Source organism: Celeribacter persicus (genome assembly GCF_003050785.1).
Lineage (GTDB): Bacteria > Pseudomonadota > Alphaproteobacteria > Rhodobacterales > Rhodobacteraceae > Celeribacter > Celeribacter persicus.
The window spans coordinates 1-22,760 of sequence record NZ_QAOH01000002.1 but is presented as its reverse complement, the minus strand read 5'-3'; the positions used below and the strand labels follow the sequence as shown (position 1 = coordinate 22,760).

The 22,760-nt window shown below is 59.3% G+C and carries 17 protein-coding genes and 1 CRISPR repeat array; of the genes, 12 read left to right on the top strand and 5 right to left on the bottom strand.

The window, feature by feature from the left end:
• Nucleotides 1–24: 24 nt before the first annotated feature.
• Nucleotides 25–555 (bottom strand): gamma carbonic anhydrase family protein, encoded by a 531-nt coding sequence (locus C8N42_RS03120; protein WP_107815093.1) that lies wholly within the window; start codon nt 553–555, stop codon nt 25–27.
• Nucleotides 552–1,211, bottom strand: coding sequence for a guanylate kinase (gmk, locus tag C8N42_RS03115; RefSeq protein ID WP_245889951.1), 660 nt, complete (start codon nt 1,209–1,211; stop codon nt 552–554). The genes C8N42_RS03120 and gmk overlap by 4 nt, the downstream gene beginning before the upstream one ends.
• A 627-nt stretch (nt 1,212–1,838) precedes the next feature.
• Between gmk and C8N42_RS03110 the strand changes: the two genes are divergently transcribed.
• Together C8N42_RS03110 and C8N42_RS03105 are read left to right on the top strand one after the other, a co-directional pair.
• Nucleotides 1,839–2,570 (top strand): PAS domain-containing protein, encoded by a 732-nt coding sequence (locus C8N42_RS03110; protein WP_107815092.1) that lies wholly within the window; start codon nt 1,839–1,841, stop codon nt 2,568–2,570.
• A 61-nt stretch (nt 2,571–2,631) separates the two neighbouring features.
• A complete protein-coding gene (locus tag C8N42_RS03105; protein ID WP_107815091.1) occupies nt 2,632–3,036 on the top strand; it encodes a GNAT family N-acetyltransferase in 405 nt (134 codons plus the stop codon).
• Between the two features lie 51 nt (nt 3,037–3,087).
• Here C8N42_RS03105 and C8N42_RS03100 read toward each other — a convergent pair whose 3' ends face one another.
• Complete coding sequence (locus tag C8N42_RS03100) at nt 3,088–4,458, bottom strand: class II 3-deoxy-7-phosphoheptulonate synthase (RefSeq protein ID WP_107815090.1); 1,371 nt, start codon at nt 4,456–4,458, stop codon at nt 3,088–3,090.
• 178 nt (nt 4,459–4,636) lie between these two features.
• Complete coding sequence (locus tag C8N42_RS03095) at nt 4,637–5,722, bottom strand: PQQ-dependent sugar dehydrogenase (RefSeq protein ID WP_107815089.1); 1,086 nt, start codon at nt 5,720–5,722, stop codon at nt 4,637–4,639.
• 292 nt (nt 5,723–6,014) lie between these two features.
• On the opposite strand from C8N42_RS03095, the gene C8N42_RS03090 reads away from it, so the two are divergent.
• The 7 genes from C8N42_RS03090 (at nt 6,015) to C8N42_RS03060 (ending at nt 12,292) form a co-directional block, all read left to right on the top strand.
• Nucleotides 6,015–7,190: an ABC transporter substrate-binding protein gene (locus C8N42_RS03090; protein ID WP_107815088.1), complete on the top strand. Its 1,176-nt coding sequence runs from the start codon at nt 6,015–6,017 to the stop codon at nt 7,188–7,190.
• A gap of 111 nt (nt 7,191–7,301) precedes the next feature.
• Nucleotides 7,302–8,093: an ABC transporter ATP-binding protein gene (locus tag C8N42_RS03085; RefSeq protein WP_107815087.1), complete on the top strand. Its 792-nt coding sequence runs from the start codon at nt 7,302–7,304 to the stop codon at nt 8,091–8,093.
• Nucleotides 8,090–8,797: an ABC transporter ATP-binding protein gene (locus C8N42_RS03080; RefSeq protein WP_107815086.1), complete on the top strand. Its 708-nt coding sequence runs from the start codon at nt 8,090–8,092 to the stop codon at nt 8,795–8,797. The genes C8N42_RS03085 and C8N42_RS03080 overlap by 4 nt, the downstream gene beginning before the upstream one ends.
• Nucleotides 8,798–8,799: 2 nt before the next feature.
• A complete protein-coding gene (locus tag C8N42_RS03075) occupies nt 8,800–9,174 on the top strand; it encodes a hypothetical protein (protein ID WP_107815085.1) in 375 nt (124 codons plus the stop codon).
• On the top strand, nt 9,174–10,184 hold the full coding sequence (locus C8N42_RS03070; protein ID WP_107815084.1) for a branched-chain amino acid ABC transporter permease: 1,011 nt from the start codon (nt 9,174–9,176) through the stop codon (nt 10,182–10,184). Before C8N42_RS03075 ends, C8N42_RS03070 begins: the two co-directional genes overlap by 1 nt.
• Nucleotides 10,181–11,509: a branched-chain amino acid ABC transporter permease gene (locus C8N42_RS03065; protein ID WP_107815083.1), complete on the top strand. Its 1,329-nt coding sequence runs from the start codon at nt 10,181–10,183 to the stop codon at nt 11,507–11,509. Before C8N42_RS03070 ends, C8N42_RS03065 begins: the two co-directional genes overlap by 4 nt.
• A 195-nt stretch (nt 11,510–11,704) precedes the next feature.
• Nucleotides 11,705–12,292, top strand: a complete 588-nt coding sequence (locus C8N42_RS03060) for a nucleotidyltransferase family protein (protein ID WP_170109178.1) — start codon at nt 11,705–11,707, stop codon at nt 12,290–12,292.
• Nucleotides 12,293–12,446: 154 nt separating this feature from the next.
• Here C8N42_RS03060 and C8N42_RS21830 read toward each other — a convergent pair whose 3' ends face one another.
• Nucleotides 12,447–15,770, bottom strand: coding sequence for a Hint domain-containing protein (locus C8N42_RS21830; RefSeq protein ID WP_107815081.1), 3,324 nt, complete (start codon nt 15,768–15,770; stop codon nt 12,447–12,449).
• A 993-nt stretch (nt 15,771–16,763) separates the two neighbouring features.
• Here C8N42_RS21830 and cas9 point away from each other — a divergent pair.
• From cas9 to cas2, 3 genes are read left to right on the top strand one after another with little or no spacing between them, the layout of a single operon-like run.
• On the top strand, nt 16,764–19,988 hold the full coding sequence (gene cas9 / locus C8N42_RS03050) for a type II CRISPR RNA-guided endonuclease Cas9 (RefSeq protein WP_107815080.1): 3,225 nt from the start codon (nt 16,764–16,766) through the stop codon (nt 19,986–19,988).
• Nucleotides 19,989–20,046: 58 nt separating this feature from the next.
• The gene (gene cas1, locus C8N42_RS03045; RefSeq protein WP_107815079.1) at nt 20,047–20,958 is read left to right on the top strand and encodes a type II CRISPR-associated endonuclease Cas1; all 912 of its coding nucleotides are present in this window, start codon (nt 20,047–20,049) and stop codon (nt 20,956–20,958) included.
• Nucleotides 20,955–21,299, top strand: a complete 345-nt coding sequence (gene cas2 / locus C8N42_RS03040; RefSeq protein ID WP_107815078.1) for a CRISPR-associated endonuclease Cas2 — start codon at nt 20,955–20,957, stop codon at nt 21,297–21,299. The genes cas1 and cas2 overlap by 4 nt, the downstream gene beginning before the upstream one ends.
• Before the next feature lie 73 nt (nt 21,300–21,372).
• A CRISPR array of direct repeats spans nt 21,373–22,661; the repeat unit is 36 nt; unit sequence AGATTAGCAGTTCAGAATTCGAGGTCCAGCCGCAAC.
• Between the last annotated feature and the right edge of the window lie 99 nt (nt 22,662–22,760).

Below are 22,760 nucleotides of genomic sequence, written 5' to 3'. Positions count from 1 at the left end.
AAAGGGGCCCTGTGGCCCCTCTTCTCATGTGATCTTCTGCAATCCGTCGCGATAGCGCTGCGCGTTCTGCTGGTAATGCAGGGCCGAGCCTTTCAGCCGGGCGATCTCCGCCTCCGTCAGTGGCCGCACCACCTTGCCCGGACTGCCCATCACCAGTGAGCCGTCGGGGATTTCCTTGCCCTCAGTGATCAGGGCGCAGGCCCCGATCAGACAGTTCTTGCCGATCTTCGCGCCATTAAGCACCGTCGCCCCCATGCCGATCAGGGAATTCTCGCCGATGGTGCAGCCGTGCAGAATCGCCTTATGCCCGATGGTGCAGTCCGCGCCGATGGTCAGAGGGAATCCCATATCGGTATGACAGACGGTGTTTTCCTGAATATTCGTGCCCTCGCCGACGAGGATCACCTCATTGTCTCCGCGCAAAGTCGCGCCGAACCAGATGCTCACGCCCTCTTCCAGAACCACCTTGCCGATGACATTGGCGTCGGGGGCCACCCAGTAATCGCCATTCTCCGGCAGAACCGGTGCGTGATTGTCCAGCGTGTAAAGTGTCATCCCTCGACCTCCTCGAATTCCGCCCTCAGCCCGCGCACGAAGTCCATCAGCCCCGGTTGCTGCGCGCGTTTCAGGCGCTCCGCCGATACGATGGTCTTCAACCGCTCGAAAGTCACGTCCAGATCGTCGTTCACCAGCACATAGTGATAGCCGTCCCAATGGCTGATCTCGTCCCAGCTCTGCTCCATCCGTTTGGCAATCACCTCCGGCGCATCGACACCCCGGCTTTCAAGTCGGCGGCGCAGCTCGGTGATCGAGGGCGGCAGAATGAAAATCGACAGGACGTGATCGCGCAGCACCGAGTTCGAGATTTGCTGCGCCCCCTGCCAGTCCACATCGAAAAGCACATCGCGCCCCGCCTCGATCGCCTTGCGCACCGGACCGGCGGGTGAGCCGTAGAAATTGCCGAAGACATTGGCGTGTTCGAGCATCTCGCCTTCGTCCACCATATGTTTGAATGTCGGCACATCGACAAAATGGTAATGTACGCCATCCTCCTCGCCTGCGCGCGGCGCGCGGGTGGTGGCGGAGACGGAAAAGCTCAGGCTCTCGTCCCATTGCATCAGCTTGCGCGCCAGCGTCGACTTGCCCGCCCCCGAAGGCGAGGAAAGGATGATGAGAAGGCCGCGCCGATCCGCTGTCCGGTCCATGGTCATGTGCAAAATCTCCCCTGAGGCGGTCTTGGCCTTGTCCTTAGCAGTCTGTTTCTGGCTTGAAAAGCGCACAGCGCCGCGCGGGGCTGACTGAGAGGGAGGAACATGCCGGGGCAAAATGTGACCGGAATGTGGTGGAATTTTCGGAAAAGGACTCACTTGCGGCGCGGGTTTAGATCCGCTCCATCAGAGTTCAGGACAAGGCGGCCCGACATTTAAAATTTTATCCTTTTGTGCGGAGAGATTTCCAGATCACAAAATCTGTTAACGCAAGATAAGAGGATTTATCCAACCTATTGTTTTCAATCAATCTACATCATTAACGCGGGCATAATGCCGAACGAAACCTTAAGAAATTCATTACCATTTCAACGAATAATTCTCCGCATGTTAACCACTGGTTAGGTTTTTCCACCAAATCGGGCAAGTTCGTGGCATATTCAGGTCAACACAGCGGTCAGGCCAAAACCGGTCTCGGACCGAAGAAACGAACCAGCGGGATCGACCGGGAAGCACCGGGCCAGCATAGAGAAGGGCCGCCCGCCTCAAAACGCACAGCCAGAGGGGACAGCCTCTTGGCCCGGCAGCAAAAGTAAAAGTAGTGGCAAAAGTAAAAGTACAGGTGACGAGATGAAGATTGAATATGTCAGCGGTTCAAATGTCGTATCCCTCATGCCCCGTCGTGGGGGGACGCATTTTCCTGCGCTGAAAACCGTGGAGGCCTATTGGGAGGGCCTGCGCAATGGTCGCCCGGTCCCGGCGCGCTCCGAGGTCGACCCGCGCGGCATGCAATCGGCGCTGGAATACGCCTTCATCCTCGAACGTATCGCTCCCGGCGTGGCAAGGTTCCGTCTTGCAGGCATGCATCTGAGCGATCTCATGGGCATGGAGGTGCGTGGTATGCCACTGACCGCGATGTTCGTACCGGAAAGCCGCGCGAAACTGTCGGAAGTGTTGGAGGCCGTTTTCGAAACCCCGCAGATCACCACGATCACGCTCAAGGCCGAACGCGGCATCGGGCGTGGCGAGATGGAGGCGCAATTGCTGCTCTGCCCGCTGAAATCCGATCTGGGCGATGTGAACCGCATCCTCGGCTGTCTCCAGTCGAAAGGTGAAATCGGGCGTCAGCCACGCCGTTTCGAGATGGCCGAGGTCCAGTCCCGCCCGCTTCTGGGCAACCCGACCGAGCAGAGCTTTGACACCACCGGGAAAGGCACCCCGGTCCCCGCCGGTTTTGCCGAGGCCAAGCGCGCCTATGAGGATGCCAACACCGAGACACCACGGACCACATCCATTCCGAAACAGGAACTGCTGCGCCCGCATGGCAAACCGCTGCTGCGTCTGGTGAAAAGCGACGACTGATCCTTTTCACTTTGCAATTCCGCACGCCCGTGCTCCTTATGTATGGAAACGGGAGTCTCACATGATCACCTACGCCATCGAGCCGGACCTTTCCGCCAATGAATTCCTCGCCCTGCTCGCCGCTTCGACGCTGGCCGAACGCCGCCCCGTCGACCAGCCGCAGCGGATCGCCAAGATGCTGGCGGGCTCCGATCTGATCGTCACGGCCCGCGATGCGGTGGGGCATCTGGTGGGGGTGGCGCGGTCCGTCACCGATTTCGCCTATTGTCTTTACTGCTCCGATCTGGCGGTGGATCGGCGCTATCAGGGTCGTGGCATCGGCAAGGCTCTGCTGCGAGAAACCGTCAAGGCTGTGCCGGAGGTCAGGACTCACTTGCTGCTCTCCGCACCCGGCGCGATGAGCTTTTACGAGGCGGCGGGCTATGAGAAAGCCGGGAATTGCTTCATCTTCCACCGGGGAGAATGACAAAAGCCGGGCACGAGGCCCGGCTTTCAACATCTTGAGATCGCAAAGCGTTTACGCAGACGCGGCAATATGCTCCGGCGTCTGGCCTTTTTGCAGTTCCTCAGCCACGAGGAAAGCCAGTTCCAGCGATTGCGAAGCATTGAGACGCGGATCGCAGGCGGTGTGGTAGCGGTCGGCGAGGTTCTCGTCCGACACGGCGCGCAGGCCCCCGGTGCATTCGGTCACATCCTGACCGGTCATTTCGAAATGCACGCCGCCCGGAATGGTGCCCTGATCGCGGTGCACGGCGAAGAATTCCTGCACCTCGGAAAGTACCTGCTCAAACGGCCGGGTTTTGTAACCGCTGTCCGATTTGATCGTGTTGCCATGCATAGGGTCGCAGGACCAGACCACATTCGCGCCCTCGGATGTCACCGTCTCAATGAGGCGCGGCAGATGATCGGCCACCTTGCCCGCCCCGAACCGCGCGATCAGCGTCAGACGACCGGCCTCGTTCTCCGGGTTCAGTTTCTCCATCAGCACCTTGAGGTCCTCGGCGGTGGTCGAGGGACCGCATTTCAGACCGATCGGGTTCTGCACGCCGCGGCAGAATTCCACATGCGCGCCGTCCGGCTGACGGGTGCGGTCGCCGATCCAGATCATGTGCCCAGACCCCGCAATCGTTGCGCCGGTGGTGCTGTCGACGCGACAGAGCGCCTCTTCGTATTCCAGCAAAAGTGCCTCGTGCGAAGTGTAGAAATCCACCGTCGCCAGTTCGTGATTGTTCTCGGAGGTCATCCCCGCCGCCTTCATGAAATCGAGCGCATCCTGAATGCGGTTCGCCATGTCGCGGTATTTCTCCGCCTCGTCGGATTCGGTGAAACCGAGCGTCCAGGCATGAACCCGGTGGATGTCGGCAAAGCCACCTTTCGAGAAAGCGCGCAGCAGGTTCAGCGACGCGGCGGCCTGGGTGTAAGCCTGCAACATGCGGTTCGGATCGGGGATGCGCGCATCGGCGGTGAAATCGAAGCCGTTGATGATGTCACCGCGGTAGCTGGGCAGTTCCACGCCACCCATGGTCTCGGTCGGGGCCGAGCGCGGTTTTGCGAACTGACCGGCCATGCGCCCGACCTTGATCACCGGCACTTTCGCCCCGAAGGTCAGCACCATGGCCATTTGCAGCATGACCTTGAACGTGTCGCGGATCTGGTCCGCGCCGAATTCGGCAAAGCTCTCGGCGCAATCGCCGCCTTGCAACAGGAAGGCTTCGCCACGCGAGGCTTTCGCCAGATCGCGTTTGAGCTTGCGCGCCTCGCCCGCAAAGACGAGCGGCGGATATTTGGCAAGCTGTGCCTCAACGGCATTCAGCGCGGCCTCGTCCGTATAGTCGGGCATCTGCACACGCGGTTTGTTGCGCCATGCGGTTTTCACCCAATCCGTCATCGTCTTCACTCCAAAACGGTTAATATTCTCCTCCCGTCCTGTCGGCTGTTAGCGTTAGCGCGCACAGGTGGTCTGAGGCGTTATAGAGAGTGCGGGGGCCTGAGAAAACCCAAAACAGACGTAAAACGGCGCGCAAATCCGTCGCAAAAGCCCATTTCCTGTGCGTTTGCCTGTGCGATCAGGGGCCTGGCGTCACCCGATAAGCCGCCCCGTCGATCACCGACAGGAACCAGATCGCCCCATCCGGGGCCTCGACCACATCGCGCACCCGCCCCGTTTCGGGCCATTGCCAGCGGGTTTCCCGGCTCAAATCGGGGGCCATGACGGCGATGTAATCGAACTTCAGAGAGCCGATCAGGTGCGCATCTTTCAACTCCGGGAACAACTTTCCCGAGTGGATCGTATAGCCCGAGGGCGCAATCGACGGTGTCCATTGATGCGCGGGCGGCTCGGTGCCGTCCAGCGTCGTGGGCGCAAAGCGACCCCCGCCGTAATTCTCGCCATAGGTTGTGAGCGGCCAGCCGTAATTCGCGCCCTTTTTCACAAGGTTGATCTCGTCGCCGCCCTGCGGCCCATGTTCATTGATCCAAAGCCGCCCCTGCCCGTCCAGCGCCGCGCCTTGCGGGTTGCGATGGCCATAGGACCAGATCGCATGCAAAGCGCCCGGTTGGTCAAGGAAGGGATTGTCGGCGGGAATGCTGCCGTCGCGGTTGATGCGGATCACCGATCCGTTGGCGCGCGAGAGGTCCTGCGCCAGCGCGCCCTCGCCGCGTTCGCCGACGGTGAGGAAAATTGTGCCGTCCGGGGCTTCGACGATGCGGGAACCGAAATGCTGGCCCTTGCGGCTGCCGTTTCCCATCACAAAAAGGTCGCGAAAGCCCTCAAGCCGCCCGTCGACCAGCCGCCCGACCCCAAGCGCCGTGCCCGCGCCGCCCGTCATCGGTTTGGAATAGCTCAGGAAAATCTCCCGACTCGTGGCGAAATCTCGCGGGACCATGACGTCGAGCAATCCGCCCTGCCCGCTGTCCCAGACCTTCGGCACACCCGGCACCTCGCGCACCTTCTCATCCTCAAGCAAAAGCAACCGCCCGTCCACCTCTGTGATCAGCACGCCGCCATCCGGCAGAAATCCGATCGCCCATGGCGCATCCAACCCCGTAACGATCGGGGTCACCTCGACCGCGCGTCCTCCCGCCATGCGCTCGGCGGTCATGGCCGGAACCGGCAGGATAAAAATCATCAGACTGACCAGAAAACGGATCATGCGGCACCTCTACATATCTGTAGTAACTGAGCTAGCGCGCAGACGCAGGCGTTCAATCCCGCCCCACCTGCACGTCCTCTGACACCGTGAGTCGGGGCATATTCATGCCAGGGAAACACACGCAAAACACGAAAGTCCCGCCGCCAAATCCCGCAAGGCTCACAGATTTTGAGCAAATGCCCCAAATCCGGGCACGATCCGGTCAAGGAACGGAACGGCATATCTTTCCATCCGGTCAAAGCCCGTCTAGTCCCTGGCCGCAGGACAAGATCCAAACAGGGAGAACTCTCATATGAAAAAGCTGCTTCTGGCGACCACCGCCGCCACGCTTTTGACCGGTGCGGCCTTCGCCGAAGAGGTCAAGGTCGGCATCATCCTCGGCTTCACCGGCCCGATTGAATCGCTGACCCCGGACATGGCGGCCAGTTCGGAGCTGGCGTTCAAGGAAGTGTCCGACACCGGTGCTTTCCTCGGTGGCTCCACCATCACGCCGATGCGTGCGGACAGCACCTGTATCGACGCCGCCGCGGCCTCTGCCGCCGCCGAGCGTCTGATCACCGCCGATGGCGTCGTCGCGATCATGGGCGCGGACTGCTCCGGGGTGACCGGTGCGATCCTGTCGAACGTCGCCGTGCCGAACGGTGTCGTGATGATCTCGCCCTCGGCCACCTCGCCGGGTCTCTCGACCGTCGAAGACAACGGGTTGTTCTTCCGCACCTCGCCGTCGGACGCGCGTCAGGGCGAAATCCTCGCCGATGTGCTTGAGGAAAAAGGCATCACATCGGTGGCCGTGACCTACACCAACTCCGACTACGGCAAGGGCCTGTCGGATGCGTTCGCTGCCGCCTATGACGGTGAAATCACCATCAACGCCTCGCATGAAGACGGCAAGGCCGACTATTCCGCCGAGATCGCGGCGCTGGCTTCCGCCGGTGGCGACGTACTCGTCGTTCTGGGCTACGTCGATCAGGGTGGCAAGGGCATCATTCAGGCTTCCGCCGACACCGGCGCGTTCGACACCTACCTGATGGGGGACGGCATGTATGGTGACAGCCTGATTGCCGATCTGGGCGACGTGGTCGAGGGCTCCATGGGCATCGTGCCATGGGCCGAGGGCGAAGGCACCGACGCGTTCAACGCGCTTGGCGAAGCCGCCGGCATCAATGTCGCCTCTGCCTACACCCGCGAAAGCTATGACGCGGCGGCTTTGATCGCGCTTGCCATGGCCAAAGGTGGCGAAGCAACGAAAGAAGCCGTGGCGGCCAACGTGCTCGACGTTGCGAACGCGCCGGGTGAGCCGATCCTGCCGGGCGAGCTGGACAAAGCGCTCGAAATTCTCGCCGCCGGTGGGGACATTGACTATGTCGGCGCGACCAATGTGGAACTGATCGGACCGGGCGAAGCGGCGGGCACCTATCGCTACTACACCGTGACTGACGGTGCGTTCGAGACGGTGGACATCCGCTAAAACACGGCGTAAGCCACGATATCCGGCCCGGGGCGCACTTGACGTCCCGGGCTGACTTTCTTATCCGGCCCGCGGCAAATGAGGTCGGAACTGATACGGGACACGAAACACATGATCGAAGTGCGTGATCTGCACATGCATTTCGGCGGTTTTCGCGCGGTGGACGGAGCTTCGCTCAGACTTGAGCAAGGGTCCATCACGGGGCTGATCGGCCCCAATGGCGCGGGGAAAACGTCGCTTTTCAACTGTATTGCCGGGGTGCTCACACCGACCTCCGGGCAGGTGCTTTTCAACGGTGAGGACATCACCGGACTGAAACCGCATGAGCTGTTTCACAAGGGCATCCTGCGCACCTTCCAGATCGCACATGAATTCGGCTCGATGACCTGTCGCGAGAACCTGATGATGGTACCTGCGGGGCAATCGGGGGAGACGCTCTGGAACACATGGTTCGGGCGCAAACGCATCGCCGACGAGGAGCGCGCGCTCAGAGCCAAGGCCGATGAGGTGCTCGAATTCCTGACGATCTCCCATATTGCGGACCTGAAAGCGGGCGAAATTTCCGGCGGGCAGAAGAAACTCCTTGAGCTTGGCCGCACCATGATGGTGGACGCCAAGATTGTGTTCCTCGACGAGGTGGGCGCGGGGGTGAACCGCACGCTCTTGTACACCATCGGCGATGCGATCAAGCGGTTGAACACCGAGCGCGGCTATACATTCTGCATGATCGAGCACGACATGGAGTTCATCAAACAGCTCTGCGACCCCGTGATCGTCATGGCGCAGGGTCAGGTCATGGCCACCGGCACCGCCGAAGAGATCATGCAGAACGAAGCGGTGATCGAGGCCTATCTCGGCACAGGCGTGAAGAACAAGAAGACCGAGACGGAGGACGCCGAATGACCTTCCTCCATGCCAATGAAATGCGCGGCGGCTATGGCAACGGCGCGGATATTCTCCACGGATGCACGCTCACGGTGCAAAAGGGCGAGATCGCGGTGATCGTCGGGCCGAACGGTGCCGGCAAATCGACCGCGATGAAGGCGGTGTTCGGCATGCTCAACCTGCGCGAGGGGCATGTGAATCTCGACGGCGAGGACATCACAGGTCTCAGTCCACAGGAGCGGGTCCGCAAGGGCATGGGCTTCGTGCCCCAGACCCATAACATCTTCCCGACGATGAGCGTGCGCGAGAACCTTGAGATGGGCGCCTTCATTCGTGAAGACGATTACGAGGAGACCATCGAACAGGTCTACGAACTGTTTCCGGCAGTCTATGAAAAACGTCACCAGAACGCGGGCGAATTGTCCGGCGGGCAACGGCAACAGGTGGCCGTGGGGCGCGCCCTGATGACCAAGCCAAAGCTTCTGATGCTGGATGAGCCGACCGCGGGCGTGTCGCCTATCGTGATGGATGAGTTGTTCGACCGGATCATCGAGGTCGCCAAGACCGGGATTTCCATCCTGATGGTGGAACAGAACGCCCGTCAGGCGCTTGAGATCGCGGACAAGGGCTATGTGCTCGTGCAGGGTGCGAATGCCTACACCGATACGGGCGCGAACCTTCTGGCCGACCCCGAGGTGCGACGCACCTTTCTGGGGGGCTGATTATGAGTATTTCCCCCAAGAAGAAGGCCCTTGCCGCGCTTCTTATCGCCGCCCTGCCCCTGCCCGCCCTCGCGTTGGAGACTTGTTCGGTCATCGTGCAAGGCGGCGGTGCGCCCTGGCGGTTTTCCCTTGAAGAGGGCGACGGGGTGAGCTGCACGCGCTATCTGCGTGAGGAAGGGGCTCACGATGCCACCTGTCTTTTCGAGACCACCGCCGAGGCGCCGAACACACACCGCTATCAACACAGCGACAGCAAGGGCTTTTGGGACCTGCGCGATGACGGTCTGATGACCGGCTATGTCGATGTGATCACCGAAGACCCGACGCCGGGGGTCGACATGCTCCCCTTCGGCGGCATCTGTCAGGAGGTTGTCTGATGGATATTCTCAACGCGCTGGTCGCGTTCACCAATTTCGTCGTGGTCCCGGCCACGGCCTATGGCGCGCAATTGGCGCTTGGCGCTTTGGGCGTCACCCTGATCTACGGCGTTTTGCGCTTTTCCAACTTTGCCCATGGCGAGACCATGTCCTTCGGGGCGATGGTCGTGGTGCTGGTCACCGGGCTGTTCAAGAGTTGGGGCATCTCGCTCGGCGTCCTGCCCACGGCGCTTCTCGCCCTGCCCTTCGGCATCCTCGCCACGGCGCTTCTGCTTCTGGCGACCGATAAGGTGGTCTACAAGTTCTATCGCAAAGTTAAGGCCGCGCCGGTAATGCTGGTGATCGTCTCCACCGGCGTCATGTTCGTGATGAACGGGCTGGTGCGCATGGTCGTCGGCACCGATGACCGCCGGTTCGCCGACGGGGCACGCTTCGTGATCAATGCCCGCGAGTTCAAGGCCTGGTCCGGTCTCGAAGAAGGCCTCGCGATCAAGACAACGCAGGTGATCACCGTGGTCGTGGCTTTGATCACCGTGGCGGCGCTGTTCTGGTTTCTGAACAAGACCCGCACCGGCAAATCCATGCGTGCCTATTCGGACAACGAGGATCTGGCGCTCCTGTCGGGGATCAACCCGGAACGTGTGGTGACGATCACATGGATTCTGGTCGGGGCTTTGGCAACCATCGCGGGGGCACTCTACGGGCTTGATAAATCCTTCAAACCCTTCATCTTCCAACAGCTTCTCCTGCCGGTTTTCGCCGCCGCCATCGTCGGTGGCATCGGCAATCCGCTGGGCGCTATCGCGGGCGGATTCGTCATTGCCTTCTCCGAAGTCACGCTCACCTATGCCTTCAAAAAGGTCGTGACCTATCTCGGGCCCGACAGCTGGTCGCCCGACGGGTTGGTGCAGCTTCTGTCCACCGATTACAAATACGCCGTGTCCTTCGCGATCCTGATCATCGTGCTGATCTTCAAGCCGACCGGCCTGTTCAAGGGGCAAAACATATGACCCATGCCGCCACACAGACAGGGGGCAAGCCCCTGCCCCGCACACCGCTTTATTTCGCCGCCATGGCTGCCCTCATTCTGGCCGTCGGCTTTCTTCAGTCGTGGAACTCGGCGCTCTCCATCCTCAACATGGGGCTGATCTCGGCTATCATGGCTTTGGGGGTGAACCTGCAATGGGGCTATGCCGGGCTCTTTAACACCGGCGTCATGGGCTTTGTCGCGCTTGGCGGGCTGGCCGTGGTGCTGACTTCCATGCCGCCCGTGCCTGCCGCCTGGGCCGCCGGAGGGGGCCGTGTGATCCTCGCGCTCGCGGTCGGGGTCATTGCCATTGTTGCCGCCGCCCTCGCCTATCCCCGCCTGCCGAAAGGCCGCATCCGGGGGCTGGTGATTGCAGCAATCCTGATCGTCGGGCTCTGGGCCTTCCGCACCCTGTTCGATCCGGCGGTGGCGGCCATCGAAGCCGTGAACCCAGCGGTCAGCGGCTATCTCGGCGGGCTTGGCCTTCCGGTCATTCTGGCCTGGCCTGTGGGTGCGCTTCTGGCCGCAGGGGCTGCATGGCTCGTGGCAAAAACCGCCCTTGGGCTGCGCTCAGATTATCTCGCCATTGCGACACTCGGAATTGCCGAGATCATCGTTGCCATGATGAAGAATGAGGACTGGCTGTCGCGCGGCGTGAAGAACGTCAACGGCCTGCCGCGTCCGGTGCCCTATGAGATCAACCTGCAACAGGCGGAATGGTTCCTGAGCCTGATGCACAGGATCGGCATGGACCCGGTCACCGGCTCGTCGGTTTTCGTCAAGCTGCTCTATGCGGGGTTCTTCCTGGCCGTGATCGTCATCATCGTCACAGCGATGGAACTGGCGCTCAAAAGCCCTTGGGGCCGGATGATGCGCGCGATCCGCGACAACGAGGTGGCCGCCGAAGCCATGGGCAAGGATGTCACCGGGCGCCACCTGCAAATCTTCGTGCTGGGCGCCGCGATCATCGGCTTTGCCGGCGCGATGATGACCACGCTGGACGGGCAATTGACGCCCACCACCTACCAACCGCTGCGTTACACTTTCCTTGTCTGGGTCATGGTGATCGTTGGCGGATCGGGCAACAACTGGGGCGCGGTTCTGGGCGGGATGCTGATCTGGTTTTTGTGGGTCGAAGTCGAGCCGATCGGCGCGTGGATCGTCGGGCTCCTAACCTCCGGCATGGAGGACGGGGCGCTGAAATCCGGTCTGATCGAGCGGGTGGCTTACATGCGCTACCTGACCATGGGGATCATTCTTCTGGTCGTGCTCCGCTTTTCGCCCCGAGGGCTTCTGCCCGAAAAATAGTAAAGCGGGCTTCTGCCCGAAAAGTAAAATGCGGGCGCTTGCCCGAAAAATAAGCGTCCGAACGCGAAAACCTGCGATGGGGCTTTGCTGAAATTTCTTTTCCGCATCGCCCCATCCCCACCTATCATGTGACAGTATCTCCGGTTTCACGGGCGTGTTTGCCCCAACATGAGGTCTCAACATGAGAGCAGGACTTTGAAACTTCTCGTTGGAATCTGTGCCGCCGGCCAATCGCGCCGCATGGGGTTCGACAAGCTTTCGACCCCACCTTCGCTGCACTCCCCGGACACGCTTCTGCGCCGCGCTGTTTCCGCCGCCCATGGCCACCCCTTCATCGTGGCCCTGCCCTCGGAAAACCATCCATATCACCGTGCCCGCCGCGACCTGCTACGGTCGCATGATCCGTTTCTTGTGGCCGGGGATACTGAGGCGGACCTCTCCGACACGTTCAAGGCGCTCGCCCGTTATGCGTTGGAACGAGAAGTCGACGGACTGGCGATCCTGATGGCCGATATGCCCTTCATCACCGCGAGCCATCTGGAGACGCTGGTGAACCTGTTCGAAACCTTCGGCGAAAGCCGCATCGTGCGGGCGCAATGTCAGAGCGGGGGCGAAGGCTATCCGGTGATCTTTCCCGCCATCATCCTGCCGGAGTTTGAGGACCTGTCAGGAGACGAAGGGATGCAAAGCCTGCTGCAACGGCATGGGGTGAAACGGATGGAGATGCCCTCCGAGGCACCTTGTTTGCATGTGAACACTCCCGAAGACTGGCGGCAAATGTAACACACCTCACGCGACCCACGGGGACAACGCATCGGCATCAAAGTGCCCGAAACGAAGAAAACCGCCTCCCCCGGGATGCACCCGAGGGGGGCGGTTACGGACCCCGCGCCGGAATTCCGGCGGCCTCGGCCAGCGTGAGATCACCCGAGTGAGATCAGGAAACCAGAAGCTCCGCCTCGTGTTTGCGCAGGATGCGGCGCGCGGCGGAGAAACCACCTCGGGTCGACACCTCGGCCAGCTCCGGGAAGAGCGCGAAGAGTTCTTCGCGGGCCTCGTCACCAATGCCGGAGAGCGTGTAATCGCCGGGCTGGAAGCTTTCCGACCAGGTGCCGTCCGACAGAACCACCTCATGACGGTCGAACATCACGTGGATATAGGTCAGGCCGGAGGCCTCGATCACATCCACACCTTCCATCCGGGTCAGGTGTTTGGCCGCAACCAGAACCTCGTGCTCGTCAAAGAGCAGCGCGGCCTTTTCGTTCGACACCAGCATCCGGTGGTTCGGCGACACCATCATATCACGTTCCGGCAGACCGGCCCCAAGCGCGCCCTGACGGATCAGCACCGGATTCAGTTCGGAACGCGCCGAGAGGTCGGCACCGGAGAGGGTCTTCGTCCCGATCCAGCGGATTTGCTGAATACCGTTGTCGCGGGTGATGACCCGGTCGCCGATCTTCAGCTCTTCCACCTTCACCTCTCCCTTCGGCGTCGCGATCAGCGTGCCGGGGGTAAAGCAGGGGATGATTTCCTCGATATTGGTGTAGTTGATGTTGGCATGCTCATTGGTTGCGGCGTTGAAGAGTTGAATCTCGCCATCGAACCCGTTGCCGTCGCTGTCGGTGTTCTGCACATGATCGGTGATCACCCAACCATCGTCCAGAAGCGCGGTCAGGTCGAGCGTATCCCAATCGACGCCGCCGTCGCCACCATGCACGGTGGTGTTGTAGACGCCAGAGGTCACGTCGGTGAAAGTGACGTAGATCGTATCCTGATCGTCGCCACCGTCGAGTACGTCATTGTCGCCGCCGCCGTAGATCGTATCCTCGTCTTCGCCGCCATGGACCGTGTCAGTGCCCGCGCCCGCGTAAATCGTATCGTCGTCGATGCCGCCGTCGATGTAATCGTCGCCATCTCCGCCATAGATCAGGTCGTCATCGTCCTGACCGTAGATCGTGTCGTTGCCGGCGCCGCCGTCGATTACGTCCTTGCCGTTTTCGACTTCGTAATCGTTTTCGTCGTCCGGGACGTTCAGGCTGTCCGGGTAGGCGGGATCGAGACCGCCATAAATGGTGTCGTCGCCGTCACCACCGTCAATCGTATCGGAACCTTCGCCACCGATAATCGTGTCGTCACCAGTGCCGCCGAGGATCGTATCGTCGTCGAAACCGCCGTCGATGTAATCGTCATCCGCGCCGCCGTCGATATAGTCGGCATCGTCACCACCATAGATGGTGTCGTTGCCCGCACCGCCGTAGAGCGTGTCCTTGTCATTGTCCGGCTCGGCATCGTCGGCGAGATAGGGACCGTAGCCGCGATCCGGCGTACCATCCGCGCCGCCGATGATCACATCGTCACCGGCACCGCCCTTGATAACGTCGTTTCCGTCGCCACCATCGAGATAGTCGTCGCCACCACGACCGGAGATGGTGTCATCGCCGCCCATGCCCCAGAATTCGTTGGTATAGGTGTCTTCTTCCGTGGTGCCCTGATGATCGAAACCGATCAGCGTGTCGTCATATTCGGAGCCGATCACCCCGTCGATACCGCCTTGAATCGTGTCATTGTCGGCATCGCCGCCGGACAGTGTGCTCGTAGAGAGATTGACATATACGGCTTCATCAGAACCCGAATAGTCGATATTGTCCTGACCCGCGCCCCCTTGGAACGTATCCGCACCGTCGCCACCGATAAAGGTGTCGTCACCAGCACCGCCGTGGAGATAGTTGGTGCCAGTGCCACCCACCAGTGTATCGTCTCCCCCCTCGCCGTAGAGGGTGTCGTTACCGGCGCCGCCGTCGAGATGATCGTCACCGCCAGCAGTACTTGCGTCCTCAGGCTCCTGAACTGAGACTGTGACGACAACATCTTTGAAATCCTGGTCGCCAAGACCTGCGATGTCTTCGAAATTATAAGTTACCGAACCGTCATCATTGTTTGTGCTCTGAGCATTCTCGCTATCGGAGTAAAATGTGCCTTCCGGGCTGGTGATTCCGACATAGACGGTTTCACCTTCCTCAAGATTGACAGTGTATGTGTTGCCGATTGAATCGTCATAGCTTTTCGCAAGAACAAAAAACCGCTCAGAACCATCTTCGGCAACAGTTTTCAGAACCAGCATGCCGTCGTAAGCCCCGGCCTGACTGTCGATGGTGATCGTGGCTTGACGCCCGCTCTCTTCCGTACTTTCCCCCTGATCGCCATAAAGCACGTCGGCGCCTATGCCGCCCTGCAACGTATCATCACCTTCCCCGCCATAGAGGGTGTCGTTATCGGCACCGCCCAGCAGCGTGTCGTCTCCCCCCTCGCCGTAGAGAGTGTCGTTACCGGCGCCGCCGTCGAGATAATCGTTGCCCGGCGCAATGGGGGTCACAACGGCATCGTCAATCAGATCACCGTTCATCGAATAGCCGGAGTTCACATCGCGGGCCGTCAGGGTGAAGGTGATGGAACTCTGGCCTTCGAAAGCTGCAGAGAACCAGGCGTCCTGATCGCTCGGGCTGTTGGGTTCCGTCCCCGATGCCGTCACCGTACCATCGGCATTCTCGATAAGCAGGGAACTGTCGCCGCTGACACCGAAGGCGGTGAAGGACGAAGCATCCACCGTGACAACTTCGGGATCAAGGCCGTCGTTGCGCGTGCTGTCGATGTCGTTGAAAGTCGCGGTGGAGTTGATCGAAATCGGTTCACCGGTTTCCGCATTGTAGAATTCAAGACGGAAGGTTGCAGTCATGCCACCCTGGCTAACAGAATTGTTGCCGTTCAGCAGGATTTCAGCGCCGGATTTGTATGCCAGATCGACATCGAGCGCTGGATCGGAAGTCGAAACAAGAACCAGCCGGGCATTGACGACAGTACCGTCTTCCAGAGTGGTAACGTTGCTGTACTCGGCACTGTCACCGGCGTGCGCATTATTGCTGCCAGATGCAGTTTCACTTCCTGTGATATAATTGCTGTAGGACAGCACCAGCGGGTCCGCGTCCTGTGCCGCATAGGGAGAGTCTTCCCCGCTGTCGCCATAAACGACATCGTCGCCTTCACCGGCCAGAACCGTATCGTCACCCCCGCCGGCAATAACGATATCGTCATCATTACCGTCTGCGTTGTCGCCCGCGTCGATCATGTCGCCTTCTGGATCGCCAGTGTAAGCGGTGTCGATATAGTCGTTTCCCGATGTACCTTCGACAATCCCATCGGTCGTGGGAGTCTCAGGGTTCGGATCAGCCGGATCGCAGCGATCATCGTATACCCGTTTCGTCATCGTCTCTCTCCTTGCGCAACCGCTCACCGGGAACGGGCATCCTCGTCACACACAGGATGGGATCGGGCGCACCGTAACCATCCAAAATCAAAAGTCCGCACACGCGAACAGGCCCTGACGGGCCATCCATGATGGGAAAGACACGACCAGAAATCCCCGACTCCACGGCGCAGCACCATGGTCATCGGCGTTTCATCACCTCAAGCAGCAGCAGATCGGAGACCCGACCTATTTTCCACATCGGTCACGCTGATCGACATCCTTCACCATCGGACATCTTTACGCGGCCGCCCCCGTGGCCTTTGTGCCCCCCAGTTGGGCTCTTTCTGGATATGTCAAAACCATGGTCAAGCAACAGGGAAAATGGCGAAAATGTGCTCAAATATGGCGTTGGGATGGCGCAAATACCTCAGAGCGATCAGAATTTAAGCACATCCCCGGAGGACAGCCCTCCTACGCAATGAAAATAATTACCATTTTTATGAATAAGTTAAGAAGAATTCACCGAAACCTCACAGGGTATTTTCCAGTGCAATTGACCTAAAGGAAGGCATTACGGACGATGACCTGAACGGACTGCGCCCAAATATGTCAAAAACAAGGCACTCATCAACCGGGAGAACCAATCACGGACAGAAATCCCAATTTGCGCAAAAGCGGGAACAATGCAAAACAGCGCGGCGAATCACATCACGCAGAAGTCAGACAGTGACCCTGCCGGAAAATGGTGAACGCAAGGCTTTGTCAAAGAACCCGGTCACATGGAGTCACATGGAGAAGACATACGGGGGTAGAAACAGGCCATAATTCAAAAACAAAACGCGCCCCGTAGGACGCGTTTTAATGTGGTGCTACTTCGAGCTTGTTAACGGCTCGACCGCGAATTCTGAACTGGAAAAATTATTCCACAGCCGCCTTTTGAATTCAAGTTGCAATTGATTGAGTTCCGCTGAAAACTATCCGTCATTAACTTTTACACTTTTAGGGGGTAAGATGCGTCTTGGTCTGGATATTGGCACGAATTCGATTGGCTGGTGGCTTTATGAAACCGACGGCCAGGGCGCGTCCGCGCGCATCATTGGCGTCATTGACGGTGGCGTTCGGATTTTCTCCGACGGGCGCGACCCAAAATCCAAAGCCTCTCTTGCGGTAGATCGTCGCGCCGCACGGGCGATGCGGCGGCGCCGGGATCGTTATCTGCGCCGCCGCGCCACCTTGATGAAAGTGCTGGCCAAATCCGGCCTGATGCCAGCCGACCCCACAGAGGCCAAAGCACTCGAATTGCTCGATCCCTACACGTTGCGCGCCAAGGGGCTGGACGAGGCGCTGCCGCTCACACACTTCGGTCGAGCGCTCTTTCATCTCAATCAACGGCGCGGGTTCAAATCGAACCGCAAGACGGACCGGGGCGACAATGAAAGCGGCAAGATCAAGGATGCGACACGTCGGCTGGACGATGCGCTTCATGACGCCAGAGCGCGGACCTACGGCGAATTCCTGCATATGCGGCGGCAGCGTGCCAGTGACCCGCGCCATGTGCCGACGGTGCGCACCCGGCTTTCGGTCGCCGCACGTGGCGGGCCGGATGCGAAAGAGGAATCGGGGTACGATTTCTACCCGGATCGTCGGCATCTTGAGGAAGAATTTCACGAGCTTTGGGAAACGCAGTCCGCTTATCACCCGGATGTTCTGACCGACGATCTGCGCGATCTGGTGTTCGAGAAGATTTTCTACCAGCGGCCTTTGAAGGAGCCGAAAGTGGGACTGTGCCTCTTCACCGCCGAAGAGCGTTTGCCGAAAGCCCATCCCCTCACCCAGCGTCGTGTGCTGTACGAAACTGTCAATCAATTGCGGGTCACAGCGGACGGCCGGGAAACGCGGCCTTTGACGCTGGAAGAACGCGATCGGATCATCCATGCGATCGACAACAAGAAACCCGCCAAATCGCTGAGCTCCATGAAACTCTCGCTCACAGCCTTGGGCAAAGTGTTGAAGCTGCGTGATGGGGAGCGGTTTACCCTTGAGACCGGTGTGCGCGATGCCATCGCCTGCGACCCCGTGCGCTCCGTGATGATCCATCCCGAGGCTTTTGGCCCCAACTGGTCGAAACTCGACTGGCAGGCGCAGTGGGAGGTGATTTCGCGCATTCGCAAGGTGCAGAGCGAAGATGAGTTTGCCGATCTCGTGAGCTGGCTCATGGAGCGATATGGTCTTGATGCGGAGCACGCCCAAAAGACCGCGAACGCGCACCTGCCGGAAGGCTATGGCCGCCTCGGGCTGACCGCGACGCAACGCATTCTGGATCGGCTCAAAGCCGGTGTCGTGACCTATGCGGAGGCGGTTGCGGCCTGTGGCTGGCACCATTCGGATCAGCGCACGGGGGAATGTCTCGACACCCTGCCCTATTACGGCGAAGTGCTCGACCGTCATGTCATTCCCGGCACTTACGACGAGAAGGACGACGAGATCACCCGCTATGGCCGGATCACCAATCCGACCGTGCATATCGGGTTGAACCAGTTGCGTCGGCTGGTGAACAAGATCATCGAGGTCTACGGCAAACCCGATCAGATCGTGGTGGAACTGGCGCGGGAATTGAAGCAATCGGATGCTCAGAAACGCGAGGCGATGACGCGCATCCGCAACACCACGGCGGATGCGATCCGCCGGAGTGAGACCCTGCGCGAACATGGCGTGAAAGACACCGGCCACAACCGGATGCTGCTGCGCCTGTTTGAAGAACTCGGTCCTGCGATAGGTCCGCGCTGTTGCCCCTATACGGGCGAGGTGATTACGGCGACGATGGTGCTCAACGGAGAGTGTGACATCGACCATATCCTGCCCTATTCGCGCACTTTGGATGACAGTTTCGCTAACCGCACACTCTGCCTGAAAGAAGCCAATCGCGAGAAACGCGACCAGACGCCTTACGAGGCCTGGGGCGACAACGCCGGACGTTGGGCAAAGATCGAGGCCAACCTCAAGAACCTCTCAGACAATAAGAAATGGCGCTTCGGCCCCGATGCGATGGAACGGTTCGAGGGCGAGAGTGATTTCCTCGACCGCGCTCTGGTCGACACGCAATACCTCTCGCGCATTTCGCGCGCCTATCTCGACACGCTCTATACCGAAGGCGGCCATGTCTGGGTCGTGCCCGGTCGCATGACCGAAATGCTGCGGCGGCACTGGGGGCTGAATTCACTTCTGAGCGACAAGGACCGAGGCGCGGTGAAGGCGAAGAACCGCACCGACCATCGCCACCACGCGATTGACGCCGCCGTGGTCGCCGCCACCGACCGCAGCCTGATCAACCGGATCAGCAAAGCCGCAGGCCTTGGCGAGAAAGCCGCGCAATCCGCCGAACTAATCGCGCGCGACACGCCCGAGCCCTGGGAGCATTTTCGCTCGGACATTGCCATCCAACTGGAGAAAATCGTCGTCAGCCACCGCGCCGACCACGGTCGGATCGACATCGAAGGGCGAAAATCCGGGCGTGACAGCACGGCGGGACAGCTCCACAACGATACCGCTTACGGGATCGTCGACGATATGACCGTTGTCAGTCGCACACCTCTCATGTCGTTGAAACCCTCCGACATCGAAGTCACGACCAAGGGAAAGAACATCCGCGATCCGCAATTGCAAAAAGCTCTCTCCGTCGCGACCAAAGATAAGGAAGGAAAGGCGTTCGAGGAGGCCTTGCGCCAATTCGCAGCCAAGGAAGGCCCCTATCAGGGCATCCGCCGTGTGCGTCTTGTCGAAACCTTGCAACGCTCGGCCCGGGTGGAGGTCGGACAAACGGAGAAAGGCACACCGCTCAAGGCCTATAAGGGCGACAGCAATCATTGCTATGAGCTGTGGAAGCTACCTGATGGAAAGGTCAAACCTCAAGTGGTGACAACTTTTGAGGCCCATGCCGGGATCGAGAAACGCCCTCACCCTGCCGCCAAACGGCTTCTGCGCATTTTTAAAAAGGATATGGTGGTGCTGGAGCGAGATGGGCAAACAATCATTGGCTATGTGCAATCCATGCATGTGAGCAACGGTCTGTATATTGCACCTCATCAGGAAGCCAACGCCGATGCGCGCAATCGAGACAAGAATGATCAGTTTCGCTTCATTCAAATTGGAGCCAGCCCAATGGTCAAAGCCAATCTACGCCGCATCCTCGTTGATGAAATCGGCCGCGTTCGTGACCCCGGTCCACCGAAAGTTTAAGCGATCTCGCGCGAATCACGAATTTATGACATACTTCCAAGGGTGTGGAGTATGAGTATTGGATCGTATTATTGATATTTCCAGCGACGGGCGGCATTTGTCACGGGAACGTGGCTTTCTGAAAGTGTCCGAACAGGGGACGGAAGTCGGTCGTATCCCGCTTGACGAAATCACCGCGGTCATTGTCCATGCACATGGCACGACCTGTTCGGCCTCACTCCTTGCGGAACTGGCGGATCGTGGCGCGCCCGTGGTCTTTTGCAGCCCCAACCACGCTCCGCGTTCGGTCCTCATGCCACTCGAAGGGCACCATGCCCAAGGCGCACGCCTGCGGGCACAATGGCAGGCGAAAGCGCCGTTCATGAAACAAGCCTGGAAACAGGTGATCGTCGCCAAGATCAGGATGCAGGCCGCAGCCTTGGACGCCCATGCGGCGGCGCCTGCCCCGCTCGACATGATGGCCAGACAGGTCACCAGCGGCGACAGCACCAATCTCGAAGCTCAGGCCGCCCGCTATTACTGGCCCCGGATGTTGGGAGAGGATTTCCGCCGGGACCGTGACGCGCCGGATATAAATGCACTTCTGAATTATGGCTACACCGTCCTGCGCGCCGCGACGGCCCGTGCCATTGTCGCCGCCGGTCTTCATCCGACAATCGGTCTGCATCATTCCAATCGCGGCAATGCCTTCGCCCTCGCCGACGATCTCATGGAGCCCTTTCGCCCTCTGGTCGATTGTGCCGTGCGTGGCCTCGCTGAGCGCAACGGCACGGAAGTAAACAGCGAGGCAAAACAGGCTCTTGCCCGCCTGATCGCACTCGATCTGCCTTTGGGGGACGGGCAATCACCGGTTTCCGTGGCGCTGGGCAAACTCGCCACCTCTCTGGGTCAGAGTTTCGAGACCGGGAAACTGTCACTCGCCCTGCCCACGCCGCCCGATCCTCTCACACTCGCGGGGCTTGGATCATGACGGATCGCCCTGCCCATCTTTCAGGATACCGGATCATGTGGATACTCGTAATGTTCGACCTGCCCACTGACACCAAACCTCAGCGCAAAGCCGCCACGGAGTTTCGCAACTTTCTGCTCGATGAAGGATTCGAGCGCAGTCAGTTTTCCGTGTACGCGCGTTTCGTCAACGGCAAGGACGCATTTCAGACCCGGATCAACCGAATCGAGCGCAATTTGCCCGAAAAAGGCGACATCCAGATTCTGAATTTTACCGACCGCCAATACCGTGATATCGTTCATTTCTCGGATCAGGGCCGCAGGGCTGCCAGAAAAAACCCGGAACAATTGGTGCTGTTTTGATGGAATATGCTTGGAAATGCGCGTCTCGCCCCCACTCAAAACCTTGCATTTACAAGGCCTTGAGCGGAGATCGAGATTAGCAGTTCAGAATTCGAGGTCCAGCCGCAACCTGAGGAAGCGCTGCGACAGTGGTTTGAGAAGATTAGCAGTTCAGAATTCGAGGTCCAGCCGCAACAACATCGGCGGTATCATCATTGTGACCGTCAGATTAGCAGTTCAGAATTCGAGGTCCAGCCGCAACATGGGTTCAGAACATGCGCGCGCGTTTGGCAGATTAGCAGTTCAGAATTCGAGGTCCAGCCGCAACTAGCGTAGTTTCGTTCAGTGGCCACTGGAGAGATTAGCAGTTCAGAATTCGAGGTCCAGCCGCAACACCCTGTCACGATGGACGGTTTTGGCGATAAGATTAGCAGTTCAGAATTCGAGGTCCAGCCGCAACCCGTGATCGTAGCGGGCCGTGATGGGCAGTAGATTAGCAGTTCAGAATTCGAGGTCCAGCCGCAACAGAAAGTGATTGCCGCTTGTTATGGCATGAAGATTAGCAGTTCAGAATTCGAGGTCCAGCCGCAACTCATGATCCGTCGCTTCTTTGCCGTAGTAAAGATTAGCAGTTCAGAATTCGAGGTCCAGCCGCAACAGTCCTCGAAGCCGATCAAGGCCGCCAAACAGATTAGCAGTTCAGAATTCGAGGTCCAGCCGCAACACCTCTGCGGCCTGAATGATCTCCCACTTTAGATTAGCAGTTCAGAATTCGAGGTCCAGCCGCAACTGTCAGATGATACAGAGGCACTTGAGCGCAAGATTAGCAGTTCAGAATTCGAGGTCCAGCCGCAACTATGGAGAAGCACTTAGCCGTATTGAAAGTAGATTAGCAGTTCAGAATTCGAGGTCCAGCCGCAACTCCTCGCTCATACCCTCGGTGAAGGTCACAAGATTAGCAGTTCAGAATTCGAGGTCCAGCCGCAACTGAACGTCGGAACGACTTCGGTGTCCTCACAGATTAGCAGTTCAGAATTCGAGGTCCAGCCGCAACGCGCATGGCGCGATGATCGACCTCGGTTATAGATTAGCAGTTCAGAATTCGAGGTCCAGCCGCAACGACGACAGGCGACAGCTTTTCATAATTCGCAGATTAGCAGTTCAGAATTCGAGGTCCAGCCGCAACACCGAGGGTGCGCGACACCTGACGAAAAATAGATTAGCAGTTCAGAATTCGAGGTCCAGCCGCAACTAATCCTTTGGGCGGCTTAGCGGTGTGCGAAGATTAGCAGTTCAGAATTCGAGGTCCAGCCGCAACTATGCGGAGCAACACAAGGCGGAAAGAGCAGATTAGCAGTTCAGAATTCGAGGTCCAGCCGCAACAAGAGTAACCGCCCGATTGAGACCGCAGGTTACTTCTGAAGCATAGGGGCGACCAAGATGATCGCCATGCCGGTCAGGCAAAAGATTGCGCCGATGATA